The following is a 14,755-nucleotide window of genomic DNA, read 5'->3' on the forward strand; positions in this document are numbered from 1 at the left end:
GTGAAACGCTGAAACGGCGAAGATACTTGGCGGGTAGCCGCCTGGGAAAATAGCAAGGTGCCAGGATAATTATAAACTAAAGCTTCCTGACAGTGGCAAACGTTGGGAAGCTTTAGTTTTTAGGAACGTCAACCCATGAACGAACCCCAATCCGCGATCGCGCCCCCCGCGATTATTTTAGACCCCCTCCTGCGGCAGTGGTTGGCCGAAGATATCGGTCGCGGCGATCGCACCACGGGCTCTTTGTTGGCGGGGGAGGCCCTGTGGGGAACCGCCCACTGGACGGCGAAGGCGCCCGGGGTCGTGGCGGGACTGCCGGTGGCGGCGCGGGTGTTTCAACTGTTGAGCGATCGCGTCCGGGTGAAGCCGACGGCGGCGGAGGGGGAAACCTGCGATCGCTCAAAAGTGATTTTACAACTCGAAGGCCCCTTGGATGCCCTGCTGACGGGGGAACGGGTGGCCCTGAATTTGGCGATGCGACTGAGTGGCATCGCGACGCTGACGCGGCAATATGTGGATGCGATCGCCGATTTACCGGCCCAACTGGTGGACACCCGCAAAACCACCCCCGGACTGCGGTTGCTGGAAAAATACGCCATCCAAGTCGGGGGGGCGAAAAATCACCGCATGGGACTCGACGACGCGGTAATGATCAAAGATAATCACATTTTGGCCGCCGGGGGGATCGAAAAAGCGATCGCCAAAGTGCGGGCCACCATGCCCTATCCCCTCACCGTAGAGGTGGAGACGGAAACCCTGGAACAGGTGCAGACCGCCCTGGACGCCGGGGCCGATATTATCATGTTGGACAATATGTCGCCGGAGATGATGCGGGAGGCGATCGCGATAATTCGCGAGTACAACCCCCGCATCCAAATCGAAGCTTCCGGCAATATCACCCTGGAAACCATCCGGACGGTGGCGGAAACCGGCGTCGATTACATTTCCACTAGCGCCCCCATCACCCGTTCTCCGTGGTTGGATATCAGCATGAGTTTGGGCGCGGGAGAGTTGGGAATTGACGATCCGTCTAAAATTAGGACGGTATAAATTGTTTGAAAAAGTGCCGGGGAAGGTGATCGTTATCGGGGGGATCGGGAATTTGAGAGCGAATGCTCTTTGACTCCCGATTTTGCATTCCATGTCCGCAGATTACGCAGATGGCGCAGATTTTGTGGGACTCGGTAAAATCAACAATTATCAATTATGAATTATCAATTATCAATTATTAATGGCTGTCATGACTAAGTTGATTATTCAGATTCCTTGTTTTAATGAGGAAAAAACCTTGGGGATTGCGCTGTCGGAACTGCCGCGAGAAATTGCCGGTGTCGATCGCGTCGAGTGGTTGATTGTCAATGACGGCAGCATCGATCGCACCGTGGAAGTTGCCCGGGCTTGCGGTGTCGATCATATCGTCAGTTTCGACCACAATCAGGGGTTGGCGCGGGCGTTTATGGCCGGAATTGAAGCGTCTTTGAAAGCGGGGGCGGATATTATTGTTAATACGGATGCCGACAATCAATATTGTGCCGATGATATTCCCCGGTTGATCGAACCGATTTTATTGGGTTATGCAGAAGTGGCGATCGGCGCCCGCCCGATTCGGGAGATTCGGCACTTTTCACCCACTAAAAAGTTGTTGCAAAAACTGGGCAGTCGAGTCGTCCGCCTCGCCAGTCGCACCGATGTCGCCGACGCCCCCAGCGGGTTTCGGGCGTTCAGCCGGGAGGCGGCGATGAGACTCAATGTTTTTAACGAATATACTTATACTTTGGAAACGATTATTCAAGCCGGTCAGAAGGGGATGGCGATCGTTTCTGTCCCCGTCCGCACCAATTCTGACCTGCGGCCGTCGCGGTTGGTTAAGAGTATTTCTTCTTACATTTGGCGGTCAATTTTGACCATTTTTCGGATTTTCATCACCTACCGGCCGCTGCGGTTTTTCGGCTTTTTGGGAAGCGTGCCGATGGGTTTGGGGATCTTGCTTTGCGTCCGCTGGCTGGTGCTGTTTGTCGGCGATCATATTGGCGATCAGGTGGGGGGCGGAATGCTGCTGGACGGGCAGACCCGCGCCCGGACGCCGAGTTTGATTTTGGCGGCTATTTTGATTTTGATCGGCTTTCAATTGTGGATTTTCGGTCTGATCGCCGATCTGATGGCCGTCAACCGAAAAATGCTCGAAGATATTCAACTGCGGCTGCGTCGGATCGAATACGGCGATCGCAAAAAACCCTGAAATCGGAGCGATATTGATGAAGCGGCTAATTTCAATTGCGGTCAGCGTTATTATTTTATCGATTATTTACTCGAAAATCGACCTGCGGGGGTTGGCGGAAATTTTCCGAAATAGCGATCGCTTCTGGATGCCCGTTAGTTTGGGCCTGGTCATCCCCATCACGATGTTTACCGCTTGGCGGCTGCAACAACTCGTGCCGCAGGGGACCGGCTTCGGCTTCGGGGAAGCCAACCGCCTCATCCTCGCCGCCAGCGTCCTCAACATGGTGTTGCCCTCCAAAATGGGCGACATCGCCAAAGCTTACTTCATCCGAGAACGGGGCTATTTGAGCGGTTCTTTGTCCCTGTCCCTGGTGGTATTCGAGAAATCCTGCGACCTGCTGTCCCTGCTGCTGTGGTGCGTCTTCGGCCTGTTATTATACCCTCAAAAAGACCCCCTCTTTTGGACGATGACCGTCGGCGTGGTGGCGGGTTTGGCGGTGGGACTGTCCATTTTGGGCTCGCGCCAGTTCGCCGATATTTTCTTCAGATTTTCCCGAAAAATTGCCCCAAATAAAATTAGCGACAAATTGCAAAAATTGCAAGTCTCTTGGGGGGAAATGCACGATTATTTTTGGAGCGACAAACGACAGTTAATTAAAATTGCCGTCACCTCAATTTTTATCTGGTTTCTGCACCTATTGCAGATCTGGTTTTTTATTCTGGCGCTCAAGGCATGGGCGCCGTTTTTGGCAAGCCTCGCCCTCTCCCCCCTGGCAATTTTGGCGGGATTGCTGCCGCTGACCTTCGCCGGTGTGGGAACTCGGGATGCCGCCCTGGTGATTTTTTACGAACCCTATTTTGATGCGACGGTGGCGGCGGCTTTGGGGTTGCTGTGTACGGCCCGCTACTTCTTACCCGCGATCGGCGGACTGCCGTTTTTGGGGCAGTATTTGACGGCGGTTAAAAAGATGAAAAAAGCCGAACCGTGATTCATCTAGCAGTATGCTTCGCGGTAGTACAAGCTTCTAGCTTGTGACAGGCAGGATGCCTGTGCTACCCATTGCCTACTCCCTGCCTGTTATACCTGACCGGTTTGGGAAACGGGATATCAAGCGACGCCGGAATCGGCACCGTTGAATAACTCGAACACTTGCCGGCAGAAGAGTTTCAATTTGTCCGCCGCCTCCGGTTCGGGTTGGGAGTCCCCCAAAAATTGCCAATGTTCCACGGTGGAGACTTTCCACTGCTGTCCCCGGTGGTCGTATCCGGCGGCGTCCACGCCGATCGCCCGCCGTTGCGCCTCCAAGGGGTCGTGGTACAGTCGGATCTGGACTAAAATGCACCGACTCTGCATCAGGCGACTCCGTCCCGGAAAGTGAAAGCCGATGTCGATGGAGTCCGGATCGACGAGTTCCCGGGTTTCGGGGTCGTTCATCCACGGTTTGAGATCCACCCGGACATCGGGAAATTGGGACTTGAACAGGTTGACGACGGTGGCAATTTTGCTGGCAACTTCCAGATTTTTCGCTTGTTCGGCAGCATTCACGTTCCGCTTCTCCTCCGAAAAACAGTCCTACACTTTTTCATTAACTTATGTTAACCACATTCGGGCGGGGAAGGGGTCGGACGGAGGATTTGGCCTTTGGCGTCAACTGGGGAGCGATCGAAAATTACACCACAGAGGCACAGAGGACACGGAGAAGTTATTTGTCCTCCTGTGGGGATGACAAGAAGCCTGAAAAGCTTATCAGGTAAGGAATTTAGCCAACTGTGGTCTGAACAAAGAATCCGGTTGTTTTCAAAGCGAAATATGGTATAAAAAAGAGGTATAGCTGTCGGCTATCAGCTATCAACTTTATCATTTTGCCAAGTTTGGGAACGTCGGGGCCCCCATCTTCGCTTCCCCGCCGCAATTCTCACCACCCCGGCAGGTTTCGGCGGGGACGATCCGTGGTATGAAGGAAAAGATGCTCCACACTGAGATAAAATAACTATGCACCTTGAACGTGCCAGTGGTATAATATTGCACCCCACCAGCTTCCCGAGCCGGTTCGGAATTGGGGATCTGGGGCGATCGGCTTACGAGTTTATCGACTTTCTGGAACGCAGCGGCCAGAAAGTTTGGCAAATTTTGCCCCTCGGACCGACGGGGTACGAACATTCCCCCTACATTATGAACTTCAGCACCTTCGCGGGAAATCCGTTGCTGATCTGCCTCGATCGCCTCGCGGAAGAAGGCCTGCTGAATGGACGGGAATTGCAACCCCTCCCAGACAATCATAACCCCAACCGGGTGGATTTCGATCGCGTCATTTCCCACAAAGGTCACTATCTCAAACAGGCGTTTCAACAATTCCGGGACTCCCTCAACCGCACCCCAAATCAAGCCTTTGAAACCTTCTGTAAAGACAAGGCGACTTGGCTGGATGACTATGCCTTATTTATGGCGTTGTTGGAGGAGAATGGGGGCCAGGAGTGGAACCAGTGGGAACCGGCGATCGCCCGCCGGGAACCGGAGGCGTTGAAGGCAAAAACGGAACAACTCCACGACGAAATTCTCTATCACAAATTCCTGCAATTCAAGTTCTTTGAACAGTGGACGCAACTGCGGCGCTACGCTAACAATAAAGGCATTAAAATTATCGGCGATATCTCCATTTACGTCTGTTACAATAGCGCCGATGTCTGGTTCGCCCCCGACAACTTTCAACTCGATCCGGAAACGTTGAACCCGTCCTATATCGCGGGCGTGCCGCCGGATTATTTCAGCGCCACCGGACAGCTTTGGGGCAACCCGGTTTACGATTGGGATGAGTTGAAACGGACGGATTTTTCTTGGTGGATTGAACGGTTCCGGGCGACGTTGGAATATGTGGATTGGGTGCGGATCGATCACTTCCGGGGATTTGAAGCCTATTGGCGGGTTCCCTTCGGAGAAACTTCGGCATTGAACGGGGAATGGATCGAGGCCCCCGGGGCGGCATTTTTTGAAACCCTCGGCCAAAAATTGGGGCGTTTGCCGGTGTTGGCGGAGGACTTGGGAATCATCACCCCCGAGGTGGAAGAATTGCGCGATCGCTTCGAGTTTCCGGGGATGAAAATTCTCATGTTCGCCTTCGGAGAAGATTCGACAAATCCCTATCTTCCCCACAATTATGTCCGCAATTGTATCGTTTACACGGGTACTCATGATAACGATACCAGCGTCGGGTGGTGGCAAACCGTCAGCCCGGAAATTCGCCACCACGTCGCCACATATCTCGGCTATGCGTTCCCGGAGGCGATCGAGGATATCAACTGGGCGTTGATTCGTTTAGCCCTCAGTTCTGTGGCAAATTTGGCGATTTTCCCCCTGCAAGATGTGTTCGGATTGGATACTCGCGGGCGCATGAATGACCCCAGTACAAACGCCGGAAATTGGCGCTGGCGGTACGAAAGTTCGACGATGCTGACGCATCCGTTGAGCGATCGCCTGCGGTATTTAACCCAAATGTACAGCCGTTAAAATATGTCGGGGCGAATCTGATTCGCCCTGTCGCGATGGTCAAAGGGGCGCGATCGCCGCCTCTTTCTTGAGACAGACAAATATCCACCTTCTACATTTAGGGGGATGGAGTCAGGGGAACTTCTTTGTAAACTGTAAAGTGTGGTTGGCGTCGATGTGAGAGTTCAATTGACCGCCAATTCGCGACATGAAAGACGCTCATAAAAGGGCGAGGAGGTTTCACCACTGATGATGAATATTAAACAGAATAAAAAGAATAATATCTTTTCTCTGAAGCGAGCCGGTGCGATCGCGATCGTCTCCATCGCCGGACTGTTGGGTGCCTGCGATGCTGGGTATGACAATCGGGCGACCAGCCCCGAAATTACAAACGATGAAGTGGTCACCGAACCCGTCGAACCCGTCGCCGACTTGGAAGAAGTGGCGGAAGAAACCGAACAATTTATCGGTCAAACCGTGACGATAAGAGGTGAGATTGAAGAAGCGATCGCGCCGGGGGTTTACCGTCTGCAGGAAGAGAACGAATTGTTGGCCAAAGATTCCGTGCTGATCGTGATGCCGGATGAATCGCCCATGCCGATCGTCGAAGATCAGGAAGTTCAGGTGACGGGGGAAGTGCGCCAGTTTATCTCCGCAGAATTTGAACGGGATTATAATTTGACTTGGGATCTGAATGTTGAAGAGCAGATCGAAGCCGAATATGAAGGGCAGCCCGTGGTGGTCGTTCAAAACGCCGAAATTTTAGAAATGGATTAATCTGTTTTCTGCGCTCAATTCTTCTCACTCTGTATTAATCTCCTGTCGGGTTGCGGGAGATTTTTATTTTTCCCGACTCACTGCGCGGATGACGTGGCGATCGCGCCCCCGTTTTTTGGCTTCGTAGAGCGCCTTGTCGGCCTCGGCGATCAGATCGGTCGGTCGCGTTTCCGAGTCGGGAACTTGACCGGCAATTCCCAAGCTCAAAGTGACGGAGTTGCCAACTGTGGACGTTTTGTGGGGGATCGACAACTGTCGCATTTTCTGACGTATCCATTCCGAAATCGCGATCGCGCCCTCGGCATTGGTATTGGGTAAGATAATCGCAAATTCTTCGCCCCCGTAGCGGGCCACCACATCCGTCGGACGTTTGACCGCTTTCGTCAAAACTTGAGCCACTTTAATCAAACAATCGTCCCCCATCTGATGGCCGTAAAAATCGTTATATTTTTTAAAATAATCGACATCGCAGAGAATCAAAGATAAGGGCTTTTTTTCCTGGAAACAGCGGTGCCATTCTCGGGCGATCGCGGTATCGAAAGAACGGCGATTTGCCACCCCCGTCAGGCCGTCGAGAGTCGCCAGACGCTGCAACTCCAACTCCATCAGTTTGCGATCGGTGATATCCCGGACGGTGACGGCAAAACCGTCCCCCAGTTTGACGGCGACAAAGTGATACCAAGATCGGGAATGAGGCGATTCGTAGTAAAAATCTTGTTCGAGTAGTTTTCCCGTTTCGACCACTTCCACAAAGGCATCAAACAAATTCGACTTCAGTTTGTGCAGGAACCGTTTAAAAACCAATTTTCCTCTCAAATATTCCGGTTCCCGATTGAAGATCCGGGCGATCGCCGGATTGACGACCAAACATCTAAAGTCGATAATTTTTCCGGTTTTTGTATCCCGGACTGCTTCCATCCCGGCAATGCCGTCGAGGGAACTATTTAAAACGCTCAAAATCAAAGCGCGAGATTGGTAGAGAATGGCTTCCGCTTCTTTTCGATGCTTGATCTCATACCGGAGCTTTTGATGCTTGATTTCCAACAACCGTTTTTGCTCTTGAATGACCATCTGACTTTCGATGCGGGCGATCACCTCTTCTTCCTGAAACGGTTTCGTAATGTAGTCGATCCCGCCAATTTTAAACGCCTCAACTTTGTTGAATATTTCATCCAAGGCGCTGATAAAAATGATGGGTATTCCTTTCGTTTTCGGGTCGGCTTTCAACTGCCTGCAAACTTCGTAGCCGTCCATGTCCGGCATTTTAATATCCAACAAGATCAGGTCGGGCGGATTGAATTTGGCGGCGATCAGACTGCTCTCGCCGTCGATCGCCTTTTTCACTTTATATCCCCTTTCGGTCAGCATTCTGGACAACACTCGCAGGTTTTCCGGCTTGTCGTCTACGATCAGGATCGTGCCGGCTCTATTGATGTCTGACTGTGCTACCATTTGCGGATAACTCCGATTGTAATTTTTCAATTTTTTGTCGGATTGTGTTGAGTTGAAAGTTCTCAACTAAATCGGTCAATTTTTCCGCCAAAACTGAATATTTTGATGGGATCTTGGCGAGCAATTGTAAGGTCACATCGTCGTCCAGGTCAACCGCGGCCTGATGCAATTGCATCAGCCAAGATTGGGGCATCACTTTGAAATCATCTGCCGTCAAATTTGAGCCGACGTTTTTCGGGGCGATCGCCGGTTCTTCTTCGTAGCAATATTGAGCGCCCAAATGTTTGGCGATCGTCTCAAAAATAACCGATTCTCGAAATGGCTTTCTGACCAAATCATCGCATCCTGCCGACAACACGATCGCCCTTTCATTATCGATGATACTCGCCGTCAGGGCAATGATCACCGTCGCGCTTCCTTTGGTCGTCCCTTTGATAGATTTCGTGGCTTCGTAGCCGTCCATCACCGGCATCCGCATATCCATGCAAATTAAATGGGGGTCCCAACGCTCCCAAATGGCGATCGCTTCCCGGCCGTTGCCGGCTTCTCGCAGTTCAAAACCCACCGGTTGCAGCAGTTTAATCAGCAATGCGCGGTTGACGGCTTTATCATCCACCACCAGAATTTTATATCGCGGTTGTCCCGGCGCGAGGGCGACGACCCGGCGGGTCGATTTTGGGTGTGATAATGGGACACCATCGGCTACGGAAACCGCGATTTCAAATGCAAATATCGTCCCCACCTCCGGTTTACTTTTGACCCTCATATCGCCCCCCATCAATTGCACGAATTTACGGCTGATGGTCAGTCCTAAACCCGTGCCTTCTTGGCTTTCAATTCCCGTTTTTGTCTGACCGAATGCTTCAAATATGTGGTCGATTTCCCGACTCGAAATTCCCGCCCCCGTATCTTCAATTTCAAACAATAGTAAACGGTCGCCCGATCGCGTCATCGGCCGCGGCGGACGGGATACATTTTGGCAAGCCACCCGCAGGGATACCCCGCCTTCCTCGGTAAATTTGATGGCATTGTTGAGTAAGTTGACCAAAATTTGCCGCAATTTTGTCTCGTCCGCACGGATATATTGGGGGAGGGCGCGATCGCATTCGATGCTCAGGGCCAAACTTTTGGATTGAGCTTTCAGAGACAATAAATTTTCCAGATCCTCGAGGAGAGCATACAGGTTGAAATCCGACGGATGCACGGTCATCTTTCCCGCTTCTATTTTGGACAAATCCAAAACCTGATTGATCAATGTCAACAAATATTCACCGCTACGATTGATGATTTGCAAATTGTCTCGATCTTCCGGATTTAAATTGGAAGAGCGGGTCATAATTTGAGAAAAACCCAAAATGGCATTTAGGGGGGTGCGAAGTTCGTGACTCATGTTCGCCAAAAACGCACTTTTTGCCCGGTTCGCGACCTCGGCTTTCTCTTTTTCTACCTCCAATTCTCGGGTTCTTTCTTTGACTTTTTCTTCCAACATCTCGAAGGCGGATTTGAGTTGGTACGCCATGCGGTTGAACGACATTCCCAACTCTCCGATCGCATCTCCCCGTTGCAGATCGACGCTCGTTTCCAAATTTCCGGCGGCGATCTGTTTAGCCGCCTGGTTGAGTTGCAAGATCGGTTTTGTCACCCAGCGGGATGTCAAAATTCCGATCGCGATCGCGCATCCGAGAGCCACAACTGATAATATAATCGTCCGGACATTGTTTGCATAAATTTCCGCCATAAATGCCGACTCCGGAATGGCGATCGCCACCAACCATTCCAACCCGTGTTCGTCCCGGATCGGGATCGTCCTCAAAAAATATCGTTCCCCGTCGAATCGAAAATCGTCGAACTGCAAATCTGAAAAGCGATAAAAATTGTCCGTCGCCGTTTGAACGTGCCCGGCGATCGCCCGCGTCAGCGGATTTTCGCTACCCGTCGCCATCAACCGTTTCGCCCGACCATTTTCACCAACCAAAGCGGGTGTTTCTGCCGTCGAAGTTGCCACCAAATTTCCGGATTGATCCAAAATCACAATTTGTCCGAACTGGCTGATTTTCAACGTTCTCAAAAAATCGTTAAGAAAGGACAAGTCAATCTGTACGCTCGTCACCCCTTTGGGAATGTCGCCACCATCGATATAAATCGGTTGGGAAAAACTGAAGACCAAAATTGATTGATTAAATGATCTGGAAAATATTTCCACCCATCCCGATTTTTTCGTCGCGATCGCTTGCCCGTACCAGGGACGATTCCTGACATCAAAATTATCAATTGATATGTCAAAATCCCGGCGAAACAGGTCATCGGGAAGACTCAAGGACTCGATATCCGCATACCCCCGCCATTGAAAATTGGTCTTTTCACCGGCGATCGACACACCTTTTAGCACTCGACCGTCCAACATTTCGGCTTGTCCGGCTCCCCGGAATTCATTGTCGTCGTTGGCGATCACGATCGCCGTAATATAATTGGATTGATAATTCTTATATTCTCGATACAAATAGTCGAGCCACCGATCCATATTCTCAAGATCGAGCAATCCCGTATCGATCAAATCTTGATTTTTCTGAGTTATTTTGGAGGGAACTTCGAGAAAAGTATCAATTCTTTTCCTGATCGCGTCCCCCGTTTCTTCGATTAATTGTTCGGCTAAATTATCGACCGATTTCTGCCCATTTACAAATGACAAATAGCCCACCATACCAGCCGTGACGATCAGTTCGACCACGAAAGGGACGATAAAAATGACTTGCAGAGGAAGCCCGGTTTTAAAATGAGTCAAGAATGGATTCTTCATATCCAATTGAGAGAGATCGTCTGTCGGCGATCGCCCGACTTTTAACGAAACAAAGAAAGTTGTTCCTCGGGCGGTTCATACCCCAAATGTCTCCACGCCGCCGCCGTGGCGACCCGGCCCCGGTGGGTGCGTTGCAAAAATCCAATTTGCATCAGATAGGGTTCGTGAACTTCTTCGAGGGTTTGGGCATCTTCTCCGGTCGCGGCGGCCATCGTTTCCAAACCGACGGGCCCGCCGTTAAAATTTTCGATCGCCGTCTGCAACAAATGTCGATCCGTCCAGTCCAAACCGAGGGGATCGACATTGAACAGTTCCAAAGCCGCGGCGGCAATTTCCCGGGTGATGGGTCCGGAGGCTTTCACCTGCAAATAATCTCGCACCCGACGCAGCAGGCGGTTGGCGATACGAGGGGTTCCCCGGGAGCGTCGGGCAATTTCTGCGGCCCCCTCCGGTTCGATGGGAGTCTTCAACACTCCGGCCGTGCGGCGGACGATTTCGGCGAGGTCATCGACTTCGTAAAACCGCAGGCGCTGGATCAAACCGAAGCGATCGCGCAGGGGCGACGTCAAGGCACCGATACGAGTGGTCGCTCCCACAATTGTAAACCGATTCAGGGGAATGCTGCGCGTCCGGGCACTCCTCCCCTGGCCGACGGTGATATCGAGGCGACAATCTTCCATCGCCGGATAGAGAATTTCTTCCGCCATTTTCGAGAGGCGGTGGATTTCGTCGATGAACAAAATTTCCCCCGGCTTCAGGTTCACCAGCAGTCCGGCGATATCCCGCGGCTTCTCCAGAGAGGGGGCGGTGGTGATTTTGCAGTTGACCCCCATTTCCGCCCCCAAAATCAAAGCCATCGTCGTTTTTCCCAGTCCGGGGGGGCCGTAAAGCAGCAAATGGTCGAGGGGTTCCTGGCGGGACCGGGCCGCGGCGATCGCGATTTCGAGCACGTCTTTGAGGTCCCGCTGGCCGATGTAGTCCGCTAACCGCCGGGGGCGAATCTTTTCTTCCGGTTTCGGGTTTTCCTTCTCCTGGGGCGTTTCTCGGGGTGTCAGCGGGGACTCCTCCCCCTGCGGTTTCACTTGGTAGGATGCGACACCCTCCCGGGGCCGTTTGGGTTCGGGAAAATCTTTGCGGGAAGAGACGATCGCCATAAGAGTTGAAGGGAAACTGCCGACTGTTTGAATTGTGGCATACTGGAGAACTGAGGCCAAAATGTTTGGGAGTCCCTCGAAAAATGACCGCTTCTGTCTCAGTTCCGGAAAACGTCACCTTTGAAGGGGCGATCGCGATCGCCGGGTCCCTCCTCGACGGACGGGAAACGGAAACCCTCTCGGAAAACGAGTTCGCCGCCGCCGTCTCCGAACTGGTGAAAAGCCAAAACGGAGCCCGGGGCTTTTTCGTCACCTACCTGACCGACGATCGCGCGATCGCCGATAACGCCTCGGTTTCCACCCGAAAAGCCCTGGAATCTTCCCCCGAAATCGTCTCCGAATTGCTGGTCAAAAATATCGCCATGTCAACGGCGATGGCAATCTATCACCGCCGCCAACAAAACGAGGAGATGACCGCCAGTTCCGACCGAGTGCGATCGCGCTGTTCCCGACTGATCCGCGCTCTGAATTTACCAGCCCTCCAACCCCGACTGCAACAACTTCTGGAAAGTGCCGAAACCGGCGAGGGAACCTACGGGGACTTTCTGAAACGGTGGGGCTACGACGCCGAACAGCGAAACGCGATCGCCGAATCCGTAAGAACAATTAACAATTAACAATTAACAATTAACAATTAAGTTTTGTGGGACAAACTTCCCAATCATCTGGGGTTCTACCTGTTTCTCCCCACCGAGCACACCCCAACCGACGTCCCCAAATTCTGAATAATTTGCTACCGTATTCAGAAACGAGTCACCAAATCGGGGTTTAACCGTGGCAACAAACGATCGCGTCGTGGTGGTCGGAGCCGGATTTGGCGGCTTGAAAGCGACCCAACTGCTGGCCAAAGCCGGGGTTGACGTCCTCCTGCTGGATCGCAATCCCTACCACACCTTCACCCCCCTCCTCTACCAAGTGGCGACGGGGTTACTCTCCCCCTACCAGGTCGTCTACCCGGTGCGGCGGGCGCTGCAAAAGTACCCCAACGCGGAATTTATTCAAACCGCCGTCGGGGACATCGACTTTGCCGATCGCGTGGTGAAAACCGACGTCGGGAAGGTGAGTTACGATATTTTGGTGATGGCGACCGGCAGTCGCCCCCAATTTCACGGCACCCCCGGGGCGGCGGATCACGCCCTGACCTTGAATTCCCTGCCAGATGCGATCGCCGTGCGACACCACATCCTCGATCGCGTCCGGCGGGCGATTATCGAACCCGAACCCCGCGTCCGCGGCCGGTTGCTGACGTTCGTGATCGTCGGCGGGGGACCGACGGGGGTGGAACTGGCCGGGGGGCTGGTGGAAGAATTGCGATCGCTCTTGGACCGGCGGGGATTATTTTCGGAAACCCGGGTGATTTTGGTGCACTCCCGCGATCGCCTGCTGCCCAATTTCCCGGAATCCTCCAGCCAATTTGCCCAACGCCACCTCCGCAAATTGGGGGTTTGCCTGTCTTTCAACCACCGCGTCGAGGCGGTGAATCCCCACGGGGTGGAATTGGACGACGGCAGCGCGATCGCGGCGGATACGGTGATTTGGACGGCGGGGGTGGAAGCCGACCTCGCCGCAGACCCCGAGAAACTGCCCACGGCGGGCAAAAATAAGATTTCCGTCGCACCGACACTGCAACTGCCCGACGATCCGAACGTTTACGCGATCGGAGATGTCGCTTACGTCGAGTCGGGCGATCGCGTCCTCGTCGGCGTGGCGCCGGAAGCGATGCAGGGGGGGGAAGCCGTCGCCGACAATATTTTGCGCCAGTTGCGCGGAAAATCCCCCCGACCGTTTCAGTATGAGGATAAGGGACGGGCCGCGATAATCGCCCGCAATGCCGGGGTTCTCAATACCGATCGCCTGAACCTGGCCGGGGTGTGGGGTTGGCTGGGTTGGCTGGCGATCCACCTGTTTTATTTACCGGGCGGGCGAAATCGGTTGGGGGCGGTTTACAACTGGATTTTGGATTATTTTTGGGGATCTCGATTCGTCGGGGCGATCGCACCGCCCTATCCCGAAGTGGCATTTTTGGAAGGCCGAGATCCCGCCGCCGAGTTTTTCAATTATCGTCGCAAAAAACGGCGATCGCACCCGTTCTCTCAATTTAATTTAGGGGTTCCGATCATGAATTACATTCCGTTAATCGGGCGGACATTTTTGGCCGTCATTTTCCTCCAGTCGGCGATCGGCAAAATCTTCTCCTTCGCCGACACCCAGCAGATGATGGCCGGTCTCGGCCTGCCCATCCCCGCCTTATTGTTGTTGGGAAATATCGTCTTCCAACTCGTCGGCGGTGTGTCGTTAATTTTAGGCTACCGAACCCGCTGGGGGGCGCTGATTTTAATCTTATTTTTAATTCCAACAACCCTCGTCTTTCACAATTTCATCGCCGATCCCGGCGAAAAAGTCGCCTTTCTCAAAAACCTGGCGTTGATCGGTTCTCTGATGATGGTGTCCTACTTCGGCGCCGGACCCGTCAGCTTGGATGCCAAGCGATCGCTCCGAGAAAGCGAACCCCAATCCCCCGATCTTTCCCGCCATCTTTGAAACGGGGGAGTTGGCAGTCAGGGAAAAGAAACTGTGGAGTTGCACGGATGAGTCCCATATCTATACTGACTCCAAAAATTCCTTGACTGTCAAGATAGAAATACCTCGAAATGGATTCAGACTTATCGCAGGTATCGCGCTCGTCTGTTTACAGTTACTCATATCAAGTCCGTTTGAATACTTACACAATTGTTCGAGAACAGGCAATAGGCAAAAGTTTTAAGCGGTTTCAGAAGATGGCGAGGAGACCCAGGAATCATAACTGTTTTAGCGGACATGATATGAAAAGGGAATTTCCCATACAGACACCCTACACCCTACACCCTACAC

At 52.7% G+C, this 14,755-nt stretch carries 11 protein-coding genes; 7 read left to right on the forward strand and 4 right to left on the reverse strand.

What is annotated here, in order from left to right; all coding sequences use genetic code 11:
- Positions 1 to 135 precede the first annotated feature (135 nt).
- The 3 genes from nadC to AC0QHF_RS04130 all read left to right on the forward strand — a co-directional run bounded on the left by nadC (position 136) and on the right by AC0QHF_RS04130 (position 3,209).
- On the forward strand, positions 136 to 1,050 hold the full coding sequence (nadC, locus tag AC0QHF_RS04120; RefSeq protein WP_324702916.1) for a carboxylating nicotinate-nucleotide diphosphorylase: 915 nt from the start codon (positions 136 to 138) through the stop codon (positions 1,048 to 1,050).
- Positions 1,051 to 1,240: 190 nt separating this feature from the next.
- Positions 1,241 to 2,239 (forward strand): glycosyltransferase family 2 protein, encoded by a 999-nt coding sequence (locus AC0QHF_RS04125; RefSeq protein ID WP_324702917.1) that lies wholly within the window; start codon positions 1,241 to 1,243, stop codon positions 2,237 to 2,239.
- A 16-nt stretch (positions 2,240 to 2,255) separates the two neighbouring features.
- Positions 2,256 to 3,209: a lysylphosphatidylglycerol synthase transmembrane domain-containing protein gene (locus AC0QHF_RS04130; protein WP_324702918.1), complete on the forward strand. Its 954-nt coding sequence runs from the start codon at positions 2,256 to 2,258 to the stop codon at positions 3,207 to 3,209.
- A gap of 119 nt (positions 3,210 to 3,328) precedes the next feature.
- Here the strand turns inward: AC0QHF_RS04130 and AC0QHF_RS04135 are convergent, their stop codons facing one another.
- Positions 3,329 to 3,766: a hypothetical protein gene (locus AC0QHF_RS04135; RefSeq protein WP_324702919.1), complete on the reverse strand. Its 438-nt coding sequence runs from the start codon at positions 3,764 to 3,766 to the stop codon at positions 3,329 to 3,331.
- Positions 3,767 to 4,213: 447 nt separating this feature from the next.
- Between AC0QHF_RS04135 and malQ the strand changes: the two genes are divergently transcribed.
- Together malQ and AC0QHF_RS04145 are read left to right on the forward strand one after the other, a co-directional pair.
- On the forward strand, positions 4,214 to 5,725 hold the full coding sequence (gene malQ, locus AC0QHF_RS04140; protein WP_324702920.1) for a 4-alpha-glucanotransferase: 1,512 nt from the start codon (positions 4,214 to 4,216) through the stop codon (positions 5,723 to 5,725).
- Positions 5,726 to 5,953: 228 nt separating this feature from the next.
- Positions 5,954 to 6,481: a hypothetical protein gene (locus AC0QHF_RS04145; RefSeq protein ID WP_324702921.1), complete on the forward strand. Its 528-nt coding sequence runs from the start codon at positions 5,954 to 5,956 to the stop codon at positions 6,479 to 6,481.
- A gap of 63 nt (positions 6,482 to 6,544) precedes the next feature.
- On the opposite strand, the gene AC0QHF_RS04150 is transcribed toward AC0QHF_RS04145, so the two are convergent.
- The 3 genes from AC0QHF_RS04150 to ruvB are packed head-to-tail and all read right to left on the reverse strand — an operon-like array spanning position 6,545 to position 11,884.
- Positions 6,545 to 7,933: a diguanylate cyclase domain-containing protein gene (locus tag AC0QHF_RS04150; RefSeq protein WP_324702922.1), complete on the reverse strand. Its 1,389-nt coding sequence runs from the start codon at positions 7,931 to 7,933 to the stop codon at positions 6,545 to 6,547.
- Positions 7,908 to 10,730 carry a hybrid sensor histidine kinase/response regulator gene (locus AC0QHF_RS04155; RefSeq protein WP_324702923.1) on the reverse strand — a complete coding sequence of 941 codons (2,823 nt, stop codon included), beginning with the start codon at positions 10,728 to 10,730 and terminating at the stop codon, positions 7,908 to 7,910. The genes AC0QHF_RS04150 and AC0QHF_RS04155 overlap by 26 nt, the downstream gene beginning before the upstream one ends.
- A gap of 41 nt (positions 10,731 to 10,771) precedes the next feature.
- Positions 10,772 to 11,884, reverse strand: coding sequence for a Holliday junction branch migration DNA helicase RuvB (ruvB, locus tag AC0QHF_RS04160; protein WP_324702924.1), 1,113 nt, complete (start codon positions 11,882 to 11,884; stop codon positions 10,772 to 10,774).
- An 83-nt stretch (positions 11,885 to 11,967) separates the two neighbouring features.
- Here ruvB and AC0QHF_RS04165 point away from each other — a divergent pair, with 83 nt between their 5' ends.
- Positions 11,968 to 12,501 carry a hypothetical protein gene (locus tag AC0QHF_RS04165; protein WP_324702925.1) on the forward strand — a complete coding sequence of 178 codons (534 nt, stop codon included), beginning with the start codon at positions 11,968 to 11,970 and terminating at the stop codon, positions 12,499 to 12,501.
- A gap of 157 nt (positions 12,502 to 12,658) precedes the next feature.
- Entirely contained in the window at positions 12,659 to 14,425 is a 1,767-nt protein-coding gene (locus AC0QHF_RS04170) for an FAD-dependent oxidoreductase (RefSeq protein WP_324702926.1), read from the forward strand.
- Positions 14,426 to 14,755: the final 330 nt, after the last annotated feature.

The sequence above is a fragment of the Lyngbya sp. CCY1209 genome, from assembly GCF_055795065.1.

Coding starts and splice junctions, on each gene's coding strand:
- nadC (WP_324702916.1), top strand. CDS start 136: ATGAACGAACCCCAATCCGCGATCGCGCCCCCCGCGATTATTTTAGAC.
- AC0QHF_RS04125 (WP_324702917.1), top strand. CDS start 1,241: ATGACTAAGTTGATTATTCAGATTCCTTGTTTTAATGAGGAAAAAACC.
- AC0QHF_RS04130 (WP_324702918.1), top strand. CDS start 2,256: ATGAAGCGGCTAATTTCAATTGCGGTCAGCGTTATTATTTTATCGATT.
- malQ (WP_324702920.1), top strand. CDS start 4,214: ATGCACCTTGAACGTGCCAGTGGTATAATATTGCACCCCACCAGCTTC.
- AC0QHF_RS04145 (WP_324702921.1), top strand. CDS start 5,954: ATGATGAATATTAAACAGAATAAAAAGAATAATATCTTTTCTCTGAAG.
- AC0QHF_RS04150 (WP_324702922.1), bottom strand. CDS start 7,933: ATGGTAGCACAGTCAGACATCAATAGAGCCGGCACGATCCTGATCGTA.
- AC0QHF_RS04155 (WP_324702923.1), bottom strand. CDS start 10,730: ATGAAGAATCCATTCTTGACTCATTTTAAAACCGGGCTTCCTCTGCAA.
- ruvB (WP_324702924.1), bottom strand. CDS start 11,884: ATGGCGATCGTCTCTTCCCGCAAAGATTTTCCCGAACCCAAACGGCCC.
- AC0QHF_RS04165 (WP_324702925.1), top strand. CDS start 11,968: ATGACCGCTTCTGTCTCAGTTCCGGAAAACGTCACCTTTGAAGGGGCG.